Genomic DNA, 18,599 nt, shown 5'->3' on the forward strand with positions numbered 1-18,599 from the left:
TCATGGCATCGGAAGAATCCTGGAAGGATAAATACCTTCGGGAACTGGATGAGTCAGAACGCAAGGAAAAACAGTGGCAAGCCGAGCGTAACGTGCTTGAGCGCATGCTGGTGCGTACCAGTCTAGCGTCCGAGGGGCAGTCCGATAAGCTGGATGATCTGTTGGGGCAACTGCGGGACGATTTACGTAAGCAGCAGGTAGACGTCGAGCGCTGGCGCACTCTTCAAGATGAGATTGATCGCCAGATTACCCTGCTGGATGAAAGTCAGCCCCGCTCCTCCCGGCCACCAGAGACGCCGAAAGAGCAGGCAGATGAAGGCCTGGAGCTCGCGGCTGATAGCCAGCATCTCCGGATTGCACGGCGGGTCGGTCAGCTGGTGGGGCAGTTGCTGCACCAGGTGTCCCTGGAACCCAAGGTGGAAGCCCACGCCCGTGGCCTTCAGAAAACGTTGCTGGGCAGCAATGACTGGTCCGTGTTACGGGAGGGGCTGGACCAGGTGGCGAGCCTGGTGATCGAGGCGGTCACCCGCAGCCAACGAGAATTTGAAGCCTTCCTCAAACGTCTGGACGAGCGCCTGGAAACTTTGCGCCAGCACTTCTCTGAACAGACCCAGATGCACGAGTCCCGACAAGACGATACCGCCACACTGGACCGTGAGATTCGTGATGAGCTGGACCGGGTGGGGCGGGATATTGCTAATAGTCAGGACCTTGGCACCCTGAAGCAGTCGGTCAGCCAGCGGTTGGAATTCATTGGCAACGCCATGGAGCGCTTCCGCAACCGAGAGCTGGAGCGGGAGGAAATGCTGGCGGGCCAGTTGGAAGCCATGCAGGAAAAGGTCGCGGCCATGGAGGCCCATTCCGACCAGATGCAGGCACAGGTGCGTAAGGAACGGGAACGGGCCGTGACCGATCTGCTCACGCAATTGCCCAATCGGGAGGCCTGGCAGGAACGGTTGATGTTTGAGTTCAACCGCTGGCAGCGATACCAAAAGCCGCTCACAATTTGCGTGATTGATATTGATCTGTTCAAACGGGTCAACGATTCCTACGGCCATAAGGCCGGTGACAGGGTTTTACAGTTGGTCGCGCGGGAATTGCGGACGCGCCTGCGCGAGACGGACTTTATTGCCCGTTATGGCGGTGAAGAATTTGTTCTGTTGTTGCCGGAGACCGAAGTCGAAACCGCCCGGACAGTTGTTGACCAGCTGCGTGAGCGGGTGGCCGGGTTGCCTTTCCATTTCGGGGGCGAGCCGGTGAGTGTGACGTTCTCGGCCGGGCTGACGGAGTTTCGGGATGGCGATGCGGTGGAGTCGGTCTTTGATCGTGCCGACCGCGCCCTCTATCAGGCCAAGGACGCGGGGCGGAATCAGACCACCAGTGCCTGAGCGGGTTTAGTGGCGTAGCTGAGCATCCAGCTCATCGATGATTTCAGCCCAGTCACTGTCGTCTTCCAGGCCTTCCTCCAAAAAGTGCGACTGACTTTCCGACCAGAACGGGGCATCCTGAATCGCGATCTCTCTGGGCAGTGGTGAATGCCGGCCAATAAAGTCATCAATACTGGCTTTGTCGGAAGCCATGCCGAGTTGTTCGAACAGAGTGCTCAGAGTGTGTTTGCTTGTGTCCATAGAAAAGCCTCCTTTGGCTTTGTCACAAAATGAAATTTTCCGTGCATGCAGGTATCGTTTGCTGAAACTGTAGTAAACCCGCCGAGGATATCCAGTGCCTTTCCGTTCTTACTTACTGTATTGCCTGTTTTTCCTGATTTTTCAAGGGCAGGCAATGGCTCAAGCTCCCCAGGACACACCGCCCCCTGAATCTGGCGAAGTGTCGGAGGCCTGGCTGCCCGACAGGGATGCATTGCGGGTTGGGCTCTCCCAGCAGCAGGTGCCGCTGGTCTTTGAGGCCGGAGACAATGGCCTGGCCGGTATCTGGATTGATTACCTTCAGGCTCTGTCAGAGCAACTGCCCGTGCCCCTTGAACCCTACGTCGAGGACAATCCGGAAAGTGCCGGGGTGATGCTGACCACCCGCTTTCCCGGTGCCGAACCGCCCTCTGGCATGCGTCATACCCGGCCGCTGATGACCCTTACCTATGGTGTGTTCGTGCGTGTTGGCGATGCGGCCGTGCGTAGCGTGAAAGACCTCGAATCGGCCCGGGTCGCGATCGTTGCGAATGACCCCAACCAGTTCCCACTACTCAAGGCCGTGGACAGCTTTACGCCGGTGCCCGTAAACAGCGTCAGCGAGGCGGTTGGTCAACTGCAGTCGGACCAGGCGGACGCCTTTGTCGGGCCAATACCCGTGGTGGCGGATTACCTGGATTCCGCCTCGATGAAAGACATTGGCCTGGCGCTGGATCTGATTAAACAGCCGGTGGATGTGGTTCTGCAGGTGCCGGAAGACCAGCCGCGCCTGTTCCGGATGCTGGACCAGGCGGTGGTCTCCCTCAGTGAGCAGGCACACCAGAGCATTGAATCCTCCTGGTTGCAGGGGGAGGTGCCGACACTGGACAACCAGGCCATGGCTCTGGACCTGTCGGACGAGGAGTGGCTCCGTAACCATCCAGACCTCAAGGTGGGTCTGCGGCGGGACTGGCCGCCTTTCGAGTTTGAACAGGATGGCGAGGCAGCCGGACTGGTGGTGGATCTGGTGGGTCGTCTGGAGAAGGACATGGACATCCGTTTCAAGCGCGTCCCGGTGAACAGCCGCTCCTCGGCGGAGGAAATGCTGAAATCCGGGGAAGTGGATGTGATTCCCGGTATGTCCCGCACCCCCCGGACCGAGGAGGATTTCCTGTTCTCCCGGGCCTATATTACCGTACCCATTGCCCTGGCCACCCGGGACACCGGGCGTTTTATCGGTGACCTGCGAGAGGTTCGTAACGAACGGGTGGGCGTGGTGAACCGCCAGGCCAGCCACGATTACCTGCTGATCAACCACCCGGAACTGGATCTCTACCCCCAGGAAACCGTGGAAAAAGGCTTGTTGGCCCTGTCCAACGGCGATCTGGATGTGATGGTGACCCACATCCCGGCCGTGAGTTACACCGTCGCCCGCCTGGGCCTGTCGAACCTGCGCATCACCAGTGTCACCCCCTACGAGTACGACCTGAGGCTGGCGGTGCGCAAATCCAGCCCGGAGCTGCATCGAATCCTGAACAAGGCCCTGAACAGCCTGCCGGATTCAGAGACCGAGGCGGTCTACAACCGCTGGATTGACCTGGATATCGAACAGCGCACTGATTACACCGTGGTGCGCCGCATTGTCCTGATCGCCATCGTGGTGGTGCTGATGTTCCTGTACTGGAACCGCAAGCTGTCGCTGGAGGTGGACGAACGGATCCGCTCGGAGAATGCCCTGCGCCGGAGTGAAGATGAGCTGCGCGCCGCCAAGCTGGAGGCAGAACGACTGGCCCGACAGGCTGAGGCGGCCAGCCGGGCCAAGAGTGAATTCCTGGCCAATATGTCCCATGAAATCCGAACCCCGATGAACGCGGTGATCGGCTACAGCGATTTGCTGTTCAATAGTGTGAAGGACCCGCAGCAGCGAAACTATCTGAACGCCATCCGGGCCGGCAGCCGAAGTCTGCTGATGCTGATCAACGACATCCTGGACCTGTCCCGGATCGAGGCCGGCAAGATGCGTCTGGACTTCACCCCGGTCTCGATTCGTCGCCTGCTCAGCGATGTCCGCCATATCTTTGATCTGCGGGCCACGGAGCAGGGGATTTCCCTGGAGGTCAGCGTCGTCTCCGGCATGCCGGATGCCATGATCCTGGATGAAACCCGGTTGCGACAGGTGCTGTTCAACCTGGTGGGCAATGCCATCAAGTTCACTCATGAGGGCGAAGTGACCGTGAGGGCCCAAGCCGAAGAGCTGGAGCACCCTGGCGGGGAAAGCGACGAGGCCGGGGAGACCCGGCACTATCGCCTGGTCATTACGGTTTCCGATACCGGTGTGGGCATTGCCCCGGACCAGCAGGAACGCATTTTCGATGCCTTCGAGCAGCAGGAGGGGCAAAGCTCCCGCCGTTACGGCGGAACGGGGCTGGGCCTGGCCATCAGCCGTAAGCTGGTGGAGATGATGGGCGGTGAACTGACGGTCCAGAGTGCCCAGAGCGAGGGCTCCACCTTCACATTGGTATTGCCCCGGGTCGAAGCCACCGTCGAGCAGGCTGAGGACGAAGGTGCCCCGAAAGAATCCGATCGCCTGTTGGCCCAGACCATGAGCCTGCGTGAGCGGGGCTGGCTGCGGGAGAAGCTGGCCCAGGACTTTGGCAATGAATGGCAGGAAGTGCGCGAGAGCGGTGACCCTGAAAAGATGAAGGATTTTGCCCTGCGGGTCATGGAGTGGGGCAAACAGTACCGCTCGTCCTCCGCCACCCGTTACGGTGAGAAACTGCTGGCGGACGTGGAGGCGTTCAACCTGGATGCGGTGAACGCCGCGCTGGACGCTTTCCCGAATTTGCTGGGGCAGCGCTGACCGTTATAGACAATCAAACTGGGAGCGGCGGTCGAAGGCCACCGAGACCATGTCGTAGCCGGAGTCGGAGAGTGAACGGATCAGCTCCCGGTTTTTCAGCAGAGCCGTGCAGACTTCATGGATGCTGGCCTGCAGTTGCTGGCCGGTGGGCTGCTTCTCGGTGAACCGGAAATCCACGATCAGGTATTTTCGTTCCACCGCCGCGGACTCCGGAATGTCTTCACGCTCGATGCTTTCGTAGCCGATGTAGTCAGCCGTGCCCGGTTCAAAGACCTGGCTCATCAGCAGGTCCAGGTTTTCTGCGCGGGCCTGTGCAGCGGGCCAGGTCAGTGCCATCAGGGTGACAAGCAGTGAAGTTGTGATGCGCATGATGTCGTCCTGTGAGGGTGATGGGGCCCTGTGTAACTGTGTGTAACGTCTCTGTCGTAAGTATGGCAGAGAGTGTCGTATTTTGCTGCAGATTTTCAAGTAGTTTTTCACCTCTGTTTCGCCCGTGTATTTCAGCTATCATGGGAACAGAGCCACCGCTTAACGCGAACGAGGAAGAAGCATGTTCCAGCTTGTGTTCAAGGGCGAGTGCACGTCCGGCACCGAGACCCAGACCGCCCGCCGTAATGCCCAGGCCCTGTTTAAAGCCAGTGTCGAGCAACTGGATCGCATGTTCAGTGGTCAGCCGGTTGTGATTCGCAACAAGCTGGAACAGGCCCAGGCGGAAAAGTACCGCGCGGTGCTGGAAAAGCACGGTATGGTGGCCTATGTGCAGCCGATGCCAGGCACGGAGGCGGAAAAAGCGCCCGAGCCGACCCCAAAACCGGCGCCAGCCCCTGCCCCTTCAGCGGAGTCAGCACCCCCAAGCGCGCGCCCGGAGTCCTCGCCAGCGCCTGCTGCCAAAGGCAAATCGGTGGAGGTGGAGCCGGGCGACCGTTTGCCGGTGGCCGGTGAGAAGGTGGACGACATTCTCGCCGGTTCGGGCCTGACCCTGGACCCTGCCGGGGTCACGCTGGCCGAGGCGGAGGAAGAACAGGCACCCATGTTCGAGCATCTGGATGAGTGGAGTCTGGCCCCGGCCGGTTCCGATATCGGCGTGGAGCGCGACTTGCCGCCGCCAGTGGTGCCCGACGTTTCCCATCTTTCCCTGGCTGATGATGATTCGAAAAACAGCTGAGTCTGACGGTCTCTTTTTCCCTGCTTTTTCTTTCTGGTTGCTGGTGTGCCTGGTCTCTTTTCTCTGGGCACCGGCAACCTCTGCCCAAAATCATGAGCGCCCGACTGTTGGCCTGGTCCTTAGCGGGGGTGGCGCCAAGGGGATGGCCCATGTGGGCGTACTCCGGGTGCTGGAGGAAATGCAGGTGCCAGTGGACCTGATTGTCGGCACCAGTGCCGGGTCCGCCGTGGGCGCGCTGTATGCTACTGGCATGTCGGTGGACGACATCGAACGCCGATTCCTGGAGCTGGACTGGCTGTCCAGTTTCCAGGACGACCCCGGGCGGGTTTATAAGCCCGTGCGTCGTAAACAGAACGACTGGCGCCTACCCCTTATCCCGGGGCTTGGGGTTCGTTCGGATGGCTTTCACATGGGTGGGGGGCTGATCGCCGGCCAGAACCTGGGCCTGATCCTGAACGAGCTCACTCGCAACGCTGCCCTGGTGAATGACTTTGATCAGTTGCCGATTCCTTTCCGGGCGGTGGCCACGGATCTGGAAACCGGGGTGGAGGTGGTGATTGCCCAGGGCAATATCTCTGAGGCAATTCGCGCCAGCATGAGTATTCCAGGAGTGTATGCGCCGGTCCGGCGTGGTGGACGGCTTTTGGTGGATGGCGGCGTTGCCAATAACCTGCCCGTGAGCGTAGCCCGCGACATGGGCGCGGATGTCGTGATTGCCGTGGACATCACCGACCCCTTGATGAGTACCGAGGACATTCAGGAAGCCTTTTCCGTGGTGGGGCAACTGACCACCCTCCTGACCCGCCGTAATACCGATGATCAACTGGCCTTACTCACGGATCGGGACATTCTTATTCGCCCGGAGCTCAAAGGCTACAGCTCGGCGGATTTCTATGATGGTCCGGAATTGTTTGAGATTGGCGCCACGGCGGCCCGGGAGCAGGCCGTGGCCCTTAATCGCCTGAGTGTCTCCGATCAGGAGTGGCAACAAGAGCGCACGACGCTGACAACCGAGCAGTGGCGGCAGAAACCGGTGGTCGCCATCCGCTTCCACCAGGGCGAGCGGCTGGCCAGTGAATTCCTGCGCGAACGCCTGCGCCAGCGAATCGGCGAGCCCCTGGACATCGCGCAGCTCGAAGCGGACCTGAAGCGCATCTACGGTCTGGGGTATTACGAGAGCGTGACCTGGTCGCTGGCCCCTTCGGAAGCTGGCGCGATCCTGACCATCCAGGCCCGCGAGAAGAGCTGGGGCCCCAATTACCTGTCGTTCGGCCTGAACTACGAAGACAACTTCAATGGCGATACCCGTTTTAACCTGGCGACCGGTTTGCGAATGACCGAACTCAACCGCCTGGGTGCCGAGTGGCAGACCGGGGTGCAGTTGGGAACCCAGCCCTGGGTGCGAACCCAGTGGTATCAGCCGCTGGGCTACGGCTATGACCAGTTCGCCGTGGCGGGGCTGGAGTACAACCGCGACGATTACAGCATTTACGAGAACGGTGAACGTATTGCCGAAATAGACGTCACTTTCCGGCAGTTCGATCTCGCCCTGGGAACCGAGCTGGGTGGTAATGCCGAGGCCCGCCTGGGCTATGTCCGTGGTATTGCCTCGGTGGAGGATAATATTGGCCAATTTGTGGCCCCCTCCGACGATGTGCACCAGGGCTATTTAAGCCTTCAACTGGTGCATGACTCACTGAACGATACCTTCTATCCAACCGCCGGGGCGTTCGCCGGTATCCGGGGCCGCATGGAGCGCCCGGGTCTGGGGTCTGACCGGAACTTTGATGCGGTTCGTGCCATGGCGCTGGGTACCGGCAGCTGGCGGCGTTTTAATCTCACCGGGCTGCTCTGGGCGCGCAAGATCACCAAGGGGGAGGCCGGGCTGGAAAACCTGGCCCGGCTGGGAGGCTTCCGCCAGCTCTCGGCCTACGCCCCTGGCGAGATTACCGGTAACGACGCCGCCCTGCTGTCCGTCTATGCCCGCCGGGAGTTTGGGGGTCCGGTGGTGCCCTGGTTTGCGGGAGTGGGATTTGAAACCGGCAATGCCTGGGATAGCATGGACCAGGCCAAGTGGTCCGGCCTGGTTCGCTCCTGGAGCCTGTTTGCCGGTGTCGATACCTTCCTGGGGCCGGTGCAGTTGTCCGGTGCCTACAACAACGAGGACGAGTGGACCGCCTATCTCAATATCGGCTTCTCATTCACCCAGTTGTTCTACTGATCACAGCAGTGGGGCCAGTAGCCGGACGGCCCGGCAGCCCAGCCGGAAGAGCAGGGAACGTTCTTTGTAGTCCCCCTCTGTCATCAGCTTGGCGTGAGCCAGGTCTTCTTTGAGCATGCGCTCGACATCCCCGACAAACGCTTCACTGGTGGTGACGGCGGTAATCTCGAAGTTCAGTCGCATGGATCGGTTATCCAGGTTGGCGGTGCCGATGGCGGTGTAACGGTCGTCCACCAGTACCACCTTCTGGTGCATGAAGCCGGGCTGGTAGCGATAGATGCCGATGCCGGCCTGACAGGCCTGTACCAGATAGGAATAGGCGGCGATGCGTACCAGCTGGCTGTCGGCCTTTTCGGGAATGAGGATGCGCACATCCACGCCCCGAAGGGCGGCCAGCTGCAGGGCGTTCATGATCTGGAAGTCGGGAACAAAGTAGGGCGTGGTCAGCCAGATCCGCTCCCGGGCATTGTTAATGCAGTTGAGGAAGAACAGGCTGCAGGTTTCCCAGGTGTCCGCTGGCCCGGTGGGAAAAATCAGGACTTTCTCGCGCCCGTGGTCACTCGGCCGGGGCGACCAGTCCAGTTCCGGGCGCAGGTCACTGGCCCAGTTCCAGTCTTCCAGCCAGGCCAGTTGCAGGCCGGTAACCGCCGGCCCCTCGATGCGGCAATGGGTGTCGCGCCAGGGTTCCTGATCCATGGCAGTGCCCAGGTATTCATCGCCCAGGTTAATGCCACCCACGAACCCCACCTGACCGTCACACACCAGCAGCTTGCGATGGTTCCGAAAGTTGATCTGGAAGCGGCGCGTGCGCAGGTTGCCCGCTCCGAACGAGGCAATCTGGGCACCGGCGGCGGCCAGTTCTTTTAACCAGCGCCGGGACAGGAACACACTGCCAATATCGTCATAGAGCAGCCAGACTTCCACCCCCTGGGCCAGTTTGCGCTCGAGGATCGATTTGATGCGGTGCCCCACCCGATCGGCTCGGACAATGTAGAACTCCAGCAGGATGTAATGCCGGGCGTCCTCCATGTCGTCGAACAGTGCCTGGAAGGTGGCTTCACCGTCCTTGAGCAGGGTGCAGTGATTGCCGTCGGTGAAGGGTTGGCGGTTGAGCTTGCAGAGCACATCGAGCTCGTCACTCAGGGTGCCCCGGGGCTGGCCCCGAATGGACGTGGTCTGCTGCTCAAACTGGTCAATCAGGGTACTGATGGCACGATCGCCCATGCGTCGGGCTTTGACGTAGCCACCAAACCGGTTGCGCCCGATCAGCACGAACAGCGGCACAGCGACATAAGGCAAACCCAGCAGGGCAATGATCCAGGCCAGGGCGCCCTGGGCGGTGCGATAGGTCAGCAGGATGCGGTAGATGCAGGCCATCGCGGCCAGGTAAAGGCCGGCAACAAGAATGGCAATGAATGAAAAATCCCCAAACATGGACCGGGTTCCCGCAGTGATTGTTAGGTCTGCAGTCTTTGTACCCCAAGGCTGGCCGGTACGCAAAGCCGGGCAGCGCGACAAAGGCGGATTTCCCCTTGCCAGCGGGACTGGCGGTGGTAGTGTAGCCGTTTCCATTGTTTGACCGGAGATTTCGGCCCATGAGTGTTGAACTCAACTACCGTATTACCGGCGAGGGCGAGCCACTGATTGTCCTGCACGGGTTGTTTGGTTCCCTGGATAACCTGGGCGGTATCGCCCGCCGCCTGGAAGATGGCTGGCAGATTCACGCCCTGGATCTGCGCAATCACGGCAACTCCCCCCATACCGAGGATATGAGCTATCCGGCAATGGCCGACGATGTGGTGGCGTACATGGATGCCCAGGGCCTGGAAAAGGCCAGCATCCTGGGCCACTCCATGGGTGGCAAGGTGGCCATGCAGGTTGCCCTCGCGCATCCGGAGCGGGTGCGTTCGGTGATCGCCGCCGATATCGCGCCGGTTGGCTACGCGCCACGGCACGATGAGATCCTGGACGGGCTGAACAATCTGGATCTGTCGATTGTCGCCAGCCGCAGGGACGCCGACCGGCAACTGGCCGAGTACGTTGAGACACCCGGCGTTCGCCAGTTCCTGCTGAAGAACCTGGAGCGCATTCCCGACGATGAGCAAAGCGACGGCCAGCAGCGCTTTCGCTGGCGCCTGAACCTGCCGGTCATCGATGCCTGTTACGCGAACATTGCGGCGGCTCCGGAGGGAGCGGGGCCGTTTGAGGGGCCCGTGTTGTTTATCAAGGGCGGTGACTCACCCTATATTCAGAAGAAGCACGAGCAGACCATCCGGTCCCTGTTCCCGGCCGCCGAACTGCGGGTGATTATCGGGACCGGACACTGGCTGCATGCGGAAAAGCCGGACACTTTCGCTGCGTTGTGTCGCCGTTTTCTGAGTCATTGAGGCCTAGTGGGGGCGGGGCCAGCAGTGTCAGTGGACAGGCCTTATCTGCTAAGGTGAAGACACCCGCAAACGGTCTACGGACTCGCAATGCATAAACAGGTCAGGCGCGCATGATGAAATGGTTGCTGATTGGCTTGCTGGTGGTTTTCCTGCTACTGGGAAGCTTCCTGCTGACGCCCTCGCCGGTGGATAGCCAGGCCTGGAACCCACCGTCTCCACCGGCCATGACGGGGGTGTTGGCCCCCAATGAACGCCTGCGTCTGGCCGACCTGGTTGCGCGCGGGCAACTGACCGGCCCTGAAGATATTGCGGTTTCTCCCCGGGGTGACATCTACACAGGTATGGCCGACGGCCGCATTGTTCGAGTCAGCCAGGATGGCCGGGCCCAGACCTGGGTGGAAACCGGGGGGCGGCCACTAGGCCTGGCGTTTGACCGGCAGGGGAATTTGATCGTGGCCGATGCCGACCGCGGGCTGCTGTCGGTTACGCCGGACGGCGAGGTGACCGTCCTGGCCCGGGAGGCCCGGGGCACTCTGTTTCGCCTGACAGACGGGGTGGATGTCGGCCCCGACGGGCAGATCTATTTCACCGATGCCAGCTCCCGTTTCCCGATCTCGGAATACGCCTACGACCTGCTGGAAATGCGCCCCCATGGCCGGTTGCTGCGTTACAACCCCGAGACCGGAAAGGTCAGTGTCCTGCTCGATCACCTGCATTTCCCCAATGGTGTGGTGGTCTCGCCAAACGGCGACTATCTATTGGTGGCGGAAACCTGGAAATACCGCATTCTGAAATACGGACTGAAGGGCCCACACGAAGGCCAGGCGGAAGTTTTTGCCAGTAACCTGCCCGGTTTTCCTGACAATTTGGATGTCGACAGTGAGGGGCGGTATTGGGTGGCCTTTCCCTCGCCCAGGCATCCGGAGATCGACGCACTGCACCGCAAGCCCTGGCTGAAAGACCTGGTGGCCCGGCTGCCCGCATTTCTGCAGCCGGGCATGGACTCCTACGGTCTTGTGATCGCCTACAATGAGGCGGGGGAGCCCCTGATCAGTTTGCACGACACCCGGGGTACCCACCTGCGGACGGTGACGTCGGTAACGCCCAACGGCGATACGCTATACTTTGGGTCCCTGGACAATGACCGAATCGGCCGCTTGCCGTTTAAAGCCATTCCCGGCCTTGGAGACTGAACAATGAGCCATGCAACGGAATCAAACCGAATGCGCCATGTGGTTTACGACCGCTTCGGTGGTCCGGAAGTCCTTCAGACAACGGAGGGGGACGTGCCTGAACCCGGCATCGGTGAGGTGCTGATTCGGGTCCATGGCGCTGGTCTGAATCCCATTGACTGGAAAACCCGGAAAGGGCTGGGCTTTGCCGCCCGGCAGATTGAATCAAACCTGCCCTGGACGCCGGGTTATGACGTGGCTGGTGAAGTCGTCGCCGCAGGCGAGGAAGTCACCACCCTGGCACCTGGTGACAAGGTGATGGGGCTGATTGGTTTTCCCACCGGGGGTGGCGCCTGTGCCGAGTATGCCCTGGCCCAGGCCGATGAGCTCTCCATTGTGCCGGAGGAGCTGGACCTGGTGACTGCCGGTGCCGTGCCGCTGGCCGCACTGACCGCCTGGCAGGCGCTGTTTGAAATGGCCCGTCTGGAATCGGGACAGAAAATCCTGATCCTGGCCGGCGCGGGTGGTGTCGGGCATTTTGCCGCTCAGTTTGCGCTGGAGCGGGGTGCCCACGTGATTGCCACGGCGTCGTCGGCCAACCGGGATTTTCTCGCGGAGCTGGGTGTTCATGAAGTGATCGAATACCACACCACCGATGTTGCCGACGAATGTTATGGGCTGGACGTGGTGCTGGATCTGATCGGGGGGGATACCGGCAAACGGGCCTTGCATACCCTGTCGGAAACCGGCGTTCTGGTTACGGTGCCAACGGTGACCGCCGATGACGTCGTCAGTGAGGCGGAGGCCATGGGGCTTCGGGCCCACGGCATGACCGTGCGCCCGGACAGCTTCCACCTGGATGAAATTGCCGAGTTGATCGAGGACGGCGATGTGAAGATTCACATTGAGGAAGTCTTCCCCCTGGCCGAGGTGGCGGCCGCCCACGAGCGCCTTGAATCCGGGCATGTGCGCGGCAAGCTCGTCCTCGACTGCCGTTAATCAGCCGGCTTTTCCGTGCTTTCCGGGGAGGGGGCTGATGATTCCGGCTTCTTCTCCCGTTCTTTTTCCTTCTCTTTTTCCTTACGTTCCTTCTGAGGCTGGGGTGGGACCAGGCTGATCAGTTTCCAGTCCTCTTCCGGCTTCAGGTCTTCCATGTCCCGCACGGCCTGGATGTGTTTCCGGCCATCAATGGCAAACAGCACCAATGCCTGGTTGTGGTACTGATCCAGGAATTGCTGGTAGCTGAATTCTTCCCGCAGGTTGGTGGTTTTCACGGTATAACCCTGGCTGACGAGGCTCGCAAGCTTGGCGTAACTGACGCTATTGAACAGGCCCCGGGTACGCTGGATCTTGCCGGCGGTCTGCAGGCGCGCGCGCTGGTCCTGGTCGCCCTCGGAGAGGCTGAATACCGAATCATCGCCAAACCAGTCCAGGAAATGATAGGTGGCCAGGGAGTTAAGCTGCTTATAGGGCGACAGTATCAGTACGTTGCCAATGCCGGTCAGGTCCATGTGGGTGGCGGCGTGTTCTGATACCGGGTTGCCGAAATACACCGGCATGTTCTTCATGCGCGCCTGGCGCACGTTTTCCCAGTTGGTATCGGTGAGCATCACCGGAATTTCGTGCTTGCCCAGGGCTTCGGCAATCAGTCGTGCCACCGGGTTGGCGCCCAGGATCAGGAACCCGTGGGCCGGCGGCTCCTGGACGTTCAGCAGTTTGGCAATGGGGCGGGCGGTCAGGCTTTGCAGGGTCACGGTGGCAATGATCAGCATGAAGACCAGGGGGACCAGGGTGTTCGCCCCGGCAAAACCCGCACGCTCCAGTTGCAGGGCGAACAGGGCGGAAACCGCAGCCGCGACAATGCCCCGGGGTGCAATCCAGCTAAGGTAGAGCTTCTCACGCCAGTTCAGCTTGGTGCCAATGGCTGAGAGGAAGATGCTGATGGGGCGGGCGATCAGGATCAGGCAGGCGAGTACCGACACCAGTCCCCAGCCCAGCCCGGCAATTGAGGCAAAATCGACCCGGGCAGCCAGGATAATGAACAGCGCGGAGATCAGCAGTACGCTCAGGGATTCCTTGAATTCCAGGATGTCCTCAACCGGCACCTGCTTCATGTTGGCCATCCAGATGCCCATGACGGTCACCGTAAGCAGGCCTGCTTCGTGGGCCAGCTCGTTGGACAGCACATACACCCCCAGCATGAAGGTGAGCGTACCGGCGTTGTGCAGGTATTGTGGGAGCCAGTGTTTACGTAGCGCCAGCCCATTGAGGTAACCGGCGGCCGCGCCAATCAGGAAGCCCACCATCAGGGTCTTGCCGAAAATATAGAGCGCGTGGCTGAAGACGTTGCCCTGGCCCCAGGACACAATGCCCTCAAACACCAGCACGGCCAGCAGCGCGCCCAGGGGGTCAATGATGATGCCCTCCCAGCGCAGGATGTTGGCGATGGTGGAGGTGGGTCGAACCGCGCGCAGTAGCGGTGCGATAACCGTGGGGCCGGTCACCACGGAAATGGCGCCAAACAGCAGGGCCACTTCCCAGGGCACTTCAAGTATCCAGCGTGCCGCCAGGGTGCCAATGGTACTGGTCACCAGCGCGCCTACCGGAATCAGGTTGCGCACCATCTTGCCGTGGCTGCGTATTTCCTCGGCCCGCAGGGTCAGGCTGCCCTCAAACAGGATGATGGCCACCGCCAGGGAGATCATGGGGAAGAGGATGTCGTCAAAGACCGCTTCGGGGTTGAGGAAGCCGGTCACTGGTCCGGCCACAATACCGCCAATCAGCAGGAACAGGATGGCCGGCATGCGCATACGCCAGGCCAGCCATTGGCAGAACAGGGAGATCACGCCGATGCTGGCGAGTATCATTGCCGTACTCACAGCCATAAATCAGGTTCCGTGTTGATGTTCTATGAGTTCGCCCGCCGGGCAATACGGTTCAGCAGCCGGGCAGCGGCAAAGAAACCAAAACTGGCGGTTACCGGGCTGGCAGCGCCAAAGCCGGAGGCGCAATCGAGCCTCACCGGCCCGTCGGTTGCAGGCTTCTGGTGACAGACCTCGCCATTGCCAGCCGGATAGGTCAGCTGCTCCAGGGAGTATATCGCCTCAATACCAAAACGCCGCTTCGGATTGCGGGAGAAGCCATACTCACGCCGCAGGGTGTTGCGCACCTTGGCCAGCAACGGGTCCTGGGTGGTTTTGCTGAGATCCGCCACCTGGATCTGGGTCGGGTCCATCTGGCCGCCCGCGCCGCCGGCGCAGACCACCGTGATTTTCCGCCGCTGGCAATGGGCCAGCAGCGCCGCCTTGGCTTTGACGCTGTCGATGGCGTCCACCACCCCGGTCATATCGTCGGTAATCAGTTCCTGAACGTTTTTGACGGTCAGAAAACCGAAATGCACTCGAATATCGGCGTGCGGGTTAATCGCCTTGAGCCGCCGGGCCATGGCATCGGTCTTGGTCTGGCCGTACTGGCCGTCCAGGGCGTGTAGCTGGCGGTTGGTGTTGGACACGCAGATATCGTCCATGTCGATCAGGGTGAGGGTCCCTATGCCGCTTCGGGCGAGGGCTTCGGCGGCCCAGGAACCCACGCCGCCCAGTCCGACAATGGCAATGTGAGCGTTGCGGAAGGCCGTCAGTGCCTGGCGGCCATAGAGTCGTTTAATGCCGCCAAAACGGAAGTCATAATCATCGGCTGTCATGCAAGGCTCGTACTCTCAGGATGCAAAGCGCCCATTGTAGCAAGAGTGTGATGCATTACCGTAATCCGGGAAGCAGGTTGAGGCGATATGGCCAGAAGAATGACGGTCGCGGCCCGACTACCGGTGGTAGCCAGGACGGGACCATCAGAAGGGGTTTAGCGGATAAACGGGTTGAGCAGTCGGGTGAAAGTGCCGGTGAGCTTCACCGGAGCACTCAGAACCGACAGGGTGATGCAGTCTTCGTTGCCGACCGCCACAGGGCGGTGCTCGTCGTGCTCGTCGAGCGAGACAAAATCCCACTGGTTGAAGACCCCGTTCTGGTCACTGAACGCGCCCTGGAGGATCACCGTGGTCTCGTCGCCCTTGTGGGTATGGGCGGGCGCCTTGCCACCGGCAACCAGCTTCTGAAGCACCACCCGGTCATGCTGGTCCGGAAACTTGTCGGTGATGTCCAGCACACTCACATCCCCCAACTGGCGTTTCCAGGGCAGATCGTTGATGTCCTGGCCCAGCAATTTCTGCAGGGGGCTGACCTTTGGGGCTTCGGCCACCGGGCTGGTGTCTTCAGGCGCCTCGTCGATGCGTGCCATCAACTGCTCAAAGCTGGTATCGGATACCGAAACCTTGGGCTGCTGGTCCATCATGACCGCGCCCAGGCTGTCGAGGGTGTCCACCCGGCCACGGCACTCGGGGCATTGCTCCAGGTGCAGCCGGATGCACAGCGCCCGCGGCTCGCTCAGGTTGCCTGCGCTGTATTCCATCAGGGTAAGGCTGTCAGGATGATGCCGGGTCATACGTTCTGGTCCTGCAAGATCACTTTCAGTTTGTTCAGTGCCAGGCGCACCCGGCTTTTCACGGTGCCGAGTGGAATGCCCAGCTCGTCGGCCACCATCTGGTGGGATTTATGTTCCATGTACACTTTTGCGATGACGGTAATCTGTTCTTCGGGCAGCTGGCCCAGGGACTCCCGGATACGGCGCTCAGACATCAGCCGGTGCAGTGAGGTGACCGGTTCGTCTTCATTTTCGCCGGGAATCTGCCACAGATCCTCGGTTTCCACGGCCATCTCGGCGTTCCTGCGCTGCAGCTTGCGCAGCATGTCGATGCGCTGGTTCCGGGCGATGGTGAATATCCAGGTGGAGGCCGCAGCCTTGCGCCAGTCATACAGGCAGGAGCGCCGCCAGATGGAGATGAACACCTCCTGAACCAGCTCCTCCGCGTGATTGGCGATGCCGTTGGAGATCGCGTAATACTTGATCTGCGGGGCAAAATGCTCGAACAGGGCCTGGTAGGCGGCCCGGTCCTGATGCTTGCCAACTTTCTCCAGCAGCACACCCCAAGGGTCTTTACGGCCCTCGGCTTTGGCTGGTTTCTGATCCAGTGTGGTCACCGGACGCTCCTTGACGGTCGCGTGTGTTGAGCGCTTTATAGCAATCATTTTATTCACTCATCGCAGATTTGTCAGTGCAGGGATTTACGCCCTGTTGCAATAAGTGGATTGCTCTTGCGTACGAAAAAAATAATCGAGCGGTGAGGAATTGCCTCACTGCTCGAGATAGGTGTAGCCATCCAGGCCCTCGGCCAACTCGGCCAACAGGGTCTGGCTCAGTGCCGTGGGAAGCTCGCTGTGGGCAAACTTTTCCCGGTAGGCGGTGAGCAGAGTTGCCGGTTCGAAATTCACATAGCGCAGGACCCGGGCCACGGTATCACCTTCCACGGTTTCGGTGACGGCGTAGTGGCCGTCCTTGTTCAGGCGCACGTCCACGGAATGGGTGTCACCAAACAGGTTGTGCATGTCTCCCAGGATTTCCTGATAGGCGCCGGTCATGAAAAAGCCCATGAGCAGTGGGTCGTCTGCCCGTTCCTCGGGCAGGGGTAGCGTGGTTTCGATGCCCTGGCCATCCACGTACTGGTCGATCCGGCCGTCGGAATCGCAGGTGATGTCCTGGATGACCACTCGCCGGTTCAGCGGGCGGGTCAGGCCATTAATCGGCATCACCGGGAAAATCTGGTCAATGCCCCAGACATCGGGCAGGGACTGGAACAGAGAGAAATTGACGAACAGCTTTTCGGCCAGCTTTTCATTCAGCTCATCGAGGATTTCCCGATGCACGCGGTTGGCGGTATCCAGTTCGCTGTGCAGCAGACGACAGCCCACGGTGTACAGGTTTTCCGCCTGAGCCCGGTGGGCCAGTGATAGCAGACCGTGAGCAAACTGGGCATGGACATCGGCCATGGCGTGCAGAATGTCATGGTAGATCTCCGCCAGCGAGCGGGAGGAGTGCTCGTCGCGCAGGCTTTGCAGGTCGCGCCAGAGATCGTGCAGCGGTGCGGGAGCATCCGGGGATGGCTGTTTCGATGGCCGTTGATCGGGCTTTTCCTGGTCGATCACGTTGGTGACCAGCACCGAATGGTGGGCCGTCAGGGCGCGGCCGGATTCGCTGATCAGGTCCGGGTGGGGAATGCCCTGGCGGTCGCATTCAGCCTGCAGCACGTGCACCACGTTATAGGCGTACTCGGCCACGCTGTAGTTCATCGAACAGCTGCTGCGCGAGCGGGTACCCTCGTAATCCACGCCCAGGCCACCGCCAATATCCACGGTGCCAATCGGGGCGCCGAGTTGACGCAGTTCGGTGTAGAACCGGGCGCATTCCCGCAGGCCGGTCTGGATGTCCCGGATGTTGGCAATCTGCGAGCCCAGGTGAAAATGCAGCAGTTGCAGGGCATCCAGCGCGTTATGGCGGCGCAGGGTTTCGACCACATCCAGCACCTGGCTGGCGGACAGGCCGAACTTGGATTTCTCGCCCCCGGTATTCTGCCAGTTGCCCTTGCCGATGGTGGCCAGGCGGGCGCGCACACCAATCAACGGGGCCACACCGAGTTTGTCCGCCTCCTCCAGGATGACGGGCAACTCGGACTGCTTTTCCACCACAATGAACACGCGGTAGCCCAGCTTCCGGCCAATCAGTGCCAGACGGATGTATTCCCGGTCCTTGTAGCCGTTGCACACGATGGTGGAGCCGGCTTTGCCGGTCAGTGCCAGCACGGCCATGAGTTCCGGCTTGCTGCCCGCTTCCAGGCCGACCTGACCGGCGGAGGCGGCTGGTTCGGCCGCCAGCAGTTCTTCCACCACGCGGCGCTGCTGGTTGACCTTGATGGGATAGACGGCGGTGTACTTGCCCTGGTATCCCTGCTCGGCGGTCACCTTGTTGAAGGCGTTGCACAGGCGATTGACCCGGTCATGCAGGATGTCGGTGAAGCGAATCAGTACCGGCAAAGCCACGCCCTGTTCGGTCAGTGTCCGGGTCAGGGCCGGCAGATTGATGTGGGCGTCCGTTTGGCCCCGGTCCGGTCGGATTTCCACCTCGCCGCTGGCGTTGACAGAGATATAACCGTCGCTCCAGTGGGCAATGTTGTAGACCTTGTGGGCAGGCTGGGCTGCGGAGTGGGGCATGGTTGCTATCCTGTT

At 60.8% G+C, this 18,599-nt stretch carries 15 protein-coding genes; 7 read left to right on the forward strand and 8 right to left on the reverse strand.

Features of this window, described 5'->3' with window-relative positions:
• Nucleotides 1-2 precede the first annotated feature (2 nt).
• Nucleotides 3-1,388 carry a GGDEF domain-containing protein gene (locus BY454_RS08175; RefSeq protein ID WP_104416093.1) on the forward strand — a complete coding sequence of 462 codons (1,386 nt, stop codon included), beginning with the start codon at nt 3-5 and terminating at the stop codon, nt 1,386-1,388.
• A gap of 6 nt (nt 1,389-1,394) precedes the next feature.
• On the opposite strand, the gene BY454_RS08180 is transcribed toward BY454_RS08175, so the two are convergent.
• Entirely contained in the window at nt 1,395-1,628 is a 234-nt protein-coding gene (locus BY454_RS08180) for a DUF2789 domain-containing protein (RefSeq protein WP_104416092.1), read from the reverse strand.
• Nucleotides 1,629-1,782: 154 nt separating this feature from the next.
• Between BY454_RS08180 and BY454_RS08185 the strand changes: the two genes are divergently transcribed.
• Entirely contained in the window at nt 1,783-4,485 is a 2,703-nt protein-coding gene (locus BY454_RS08185) for an ATP-binding protein (RefSeq protein WP_181049666.1), read from the forward strand.
• 3 nt (nt 4,486-4,488) lie between these two features.
• Here BY454_RS08185 and BY454_RS08190 read toward each other — a convergent pair whose 3' ends face one another.
• Nucleotides 4,489-4,854: a hypothetical protein gene (locus tag BY454_RS08190; RefSeq protein WP_104416090.1), complete on the reverse strand. Its 366-nt coding sequence runs from the start codon at nt 4,852-4,854 to the stop codon at nt 4,489-4,491.
• A gap of 181 nt (nt 4,855-5,035) precedes the next feature.
• Here BY454_RS08190 and BY454_RS08195 point away from each other — a divergent pair, with 181 nt between their 5' ends.
• Both BY454_RS08195 and BY454_RS08200 read left to right on the forward strand, forming a co-directional pair.
• Nucleotides 5,036-5,650 (forward strand): hypothetical protein, encoded by a 615-nt coding sequence (locus BY454_RS08195; RefSeq protein ID WP_104416089.1) that lies wholly within the window; start codon nt 5,036-5,038, stop codon nt 5,648-5,650.
• Nucleotides 5,651-5,792: 142 nt separating this feature from the next.
• Nucleotides 5,793-7,871 carry a patatin-like phospholipase family protein gene (locus BY454_RS08200; protein WP_374953543.1) on the forward strand — a complete coding sequence of 693 codons (2,079 nt, stop codon included), beginning with the start codon at nt 5,793-5,795 and terminating at the stop codon, nt 7,869-7,871.
• Here the strand turns inward: BY454_RS08200 and cls are convergent, their stop codons facing one another.
• Complete coding sequence (gene cls / locus BY454_RS08205; RefSeq protein WP_104416087.1) at nt 7,872-9,305, reverse strand: cardiolipin synthase; 1,434 nt, start codon at nt 9,303-9,305, stop codon at nt 7,872-7,874. It lies immediately after the preceding gene.
• Nucleotides 9,306-9,466: 161 nt separating this feature from the next.
• Here cls and BY454_RS08210 point away from each other — a divergent pair, with 161 nt between their 5' ends.
• The 3 genes from BY454_RS08210 to BY454_RS08220 all read left to right on the forward strand — a co-directional run bounded on the left by BY454_RS08210 (nt 9,467) and on the right by BY454_RS08220 (nt 12,429).
• Complete coding sequence (locus BY454_RS08210) at nt 9,467-10,258, forward strand: alpha/beta fold hydrolase (RefSeq protein WP_104416086.1); 792 nt, start codon at nt 9,467-9,469, stop codon at nt 10,256-10,258.
• Between the two features lie 113 nt (nt 10,259-10,371).
• Nucleotides 10,372-11,451, forward strand: coding sequence for an SMP-30/gluconolactonase/LRE family protein (locus BY454_RS08215; protein WP_104416085.1), 1,080 nt, complete (start codon nt 10,372-10,374; stop codon nt 11,449-11,451).
• Nucleotides 11,452-11,454: 3 nt separating this feature from the next.
• On the forward strand, nt 11,455-12,429 hold the full coding sequence (locus BY454_RS08220; RefSeq protein WP_104416084.1) for an NADP-dependent oxidoreductase: 975 nt from the start codon (nt 11,455-11,457) through the stop codon (nt 12,427-12,429).
• On the opposite strand, the gene BY454_RS08225 is transcribed toward BY454_RS08220, so the two are convergent.
• The 5 genes from BY454_RS08225 to speA form a co-directional block, all read right to left on the reverse strand.
• Nucleotides 12,426-14,315, reverse strand: a complete 1,890-nt coding sequence (locus BY454_RS08225; RefSeq protein ID WP_104416083.1) for a cation:proton antiporter — start codon at nt 14,313-14,315, stop codon at nt 12,426-12,428. The genes BY454_RS08220 and BY454_RS08225 overlap by 4 nt on opposite strands.
• 23 nt (nt 14,316-14,338) lie before the next feature.
• A complete protein-coding gene (gene tcdA, locus BY454_RS08230; RefSeq protein ID WP_104416082.1) occupies nt 14,339-15,130 on the reverse strand; it encodes a tRNA cyclic N6-threonylcarbamoyladenosine(37) synthase TcdA in 792 nt (263 codons plus the stop codon).
• Between the two features lie 155 nt (nt 15,131-15,285).
• The gene (locus BY454_RS08235; RefSeq protein WP_104416081.1) at nt 15,286-15,924 is read right to left on the reverse strand and encodes a ChrR family anti-sigma-E factor; all 639 of its coding nucleotides are present in this window, start codon (nt 15,922-15,924) and stop codon (nt 15,286-15,288) included.
• A complete protein-coding gene (locus tag BY454_RS08240; RefSeq protein WP_104416080.1) occupies nt 15,921-16,520 on the reverse strand; it encodes a sigma-70 family RNA polymerase sigma factor in 600 nt (199 codons plus the stop codon). Before BY454_RS08240 ends, BY454_RS08235 begins: the two co-directional genes overlap by 4 nt.
• 153 nt (nt 16,521-16,673) lie before the next feature.
• Nucleotides 16,674-18,584 carry a biosynthetic arginine decarboxylase gene (gene speA / locus BY454_RS08245; RefSeq protein ID WP_104416079.1) on the reverse strand — a complete coding sequence of 637 codons (1,911 nt, stop codon included), beginning with the start codon at nt 18,582-18,584 and terminating at the stop codon, nt 16,674-16,676.
• Nucleotides 18,585-18,599: the final 15 nt, after the last annotated feature.

The sequence above is a fragment of the Marinobacter persicus genome (assembly GCF_002934325.1).
Classification (GTDB): Bacteria; Pseudomonadota; Gammaproteobacteria; order Pseudomonadales; family Oleiphilaceae; genus Marinobacter; species Marinobacter persicus_A.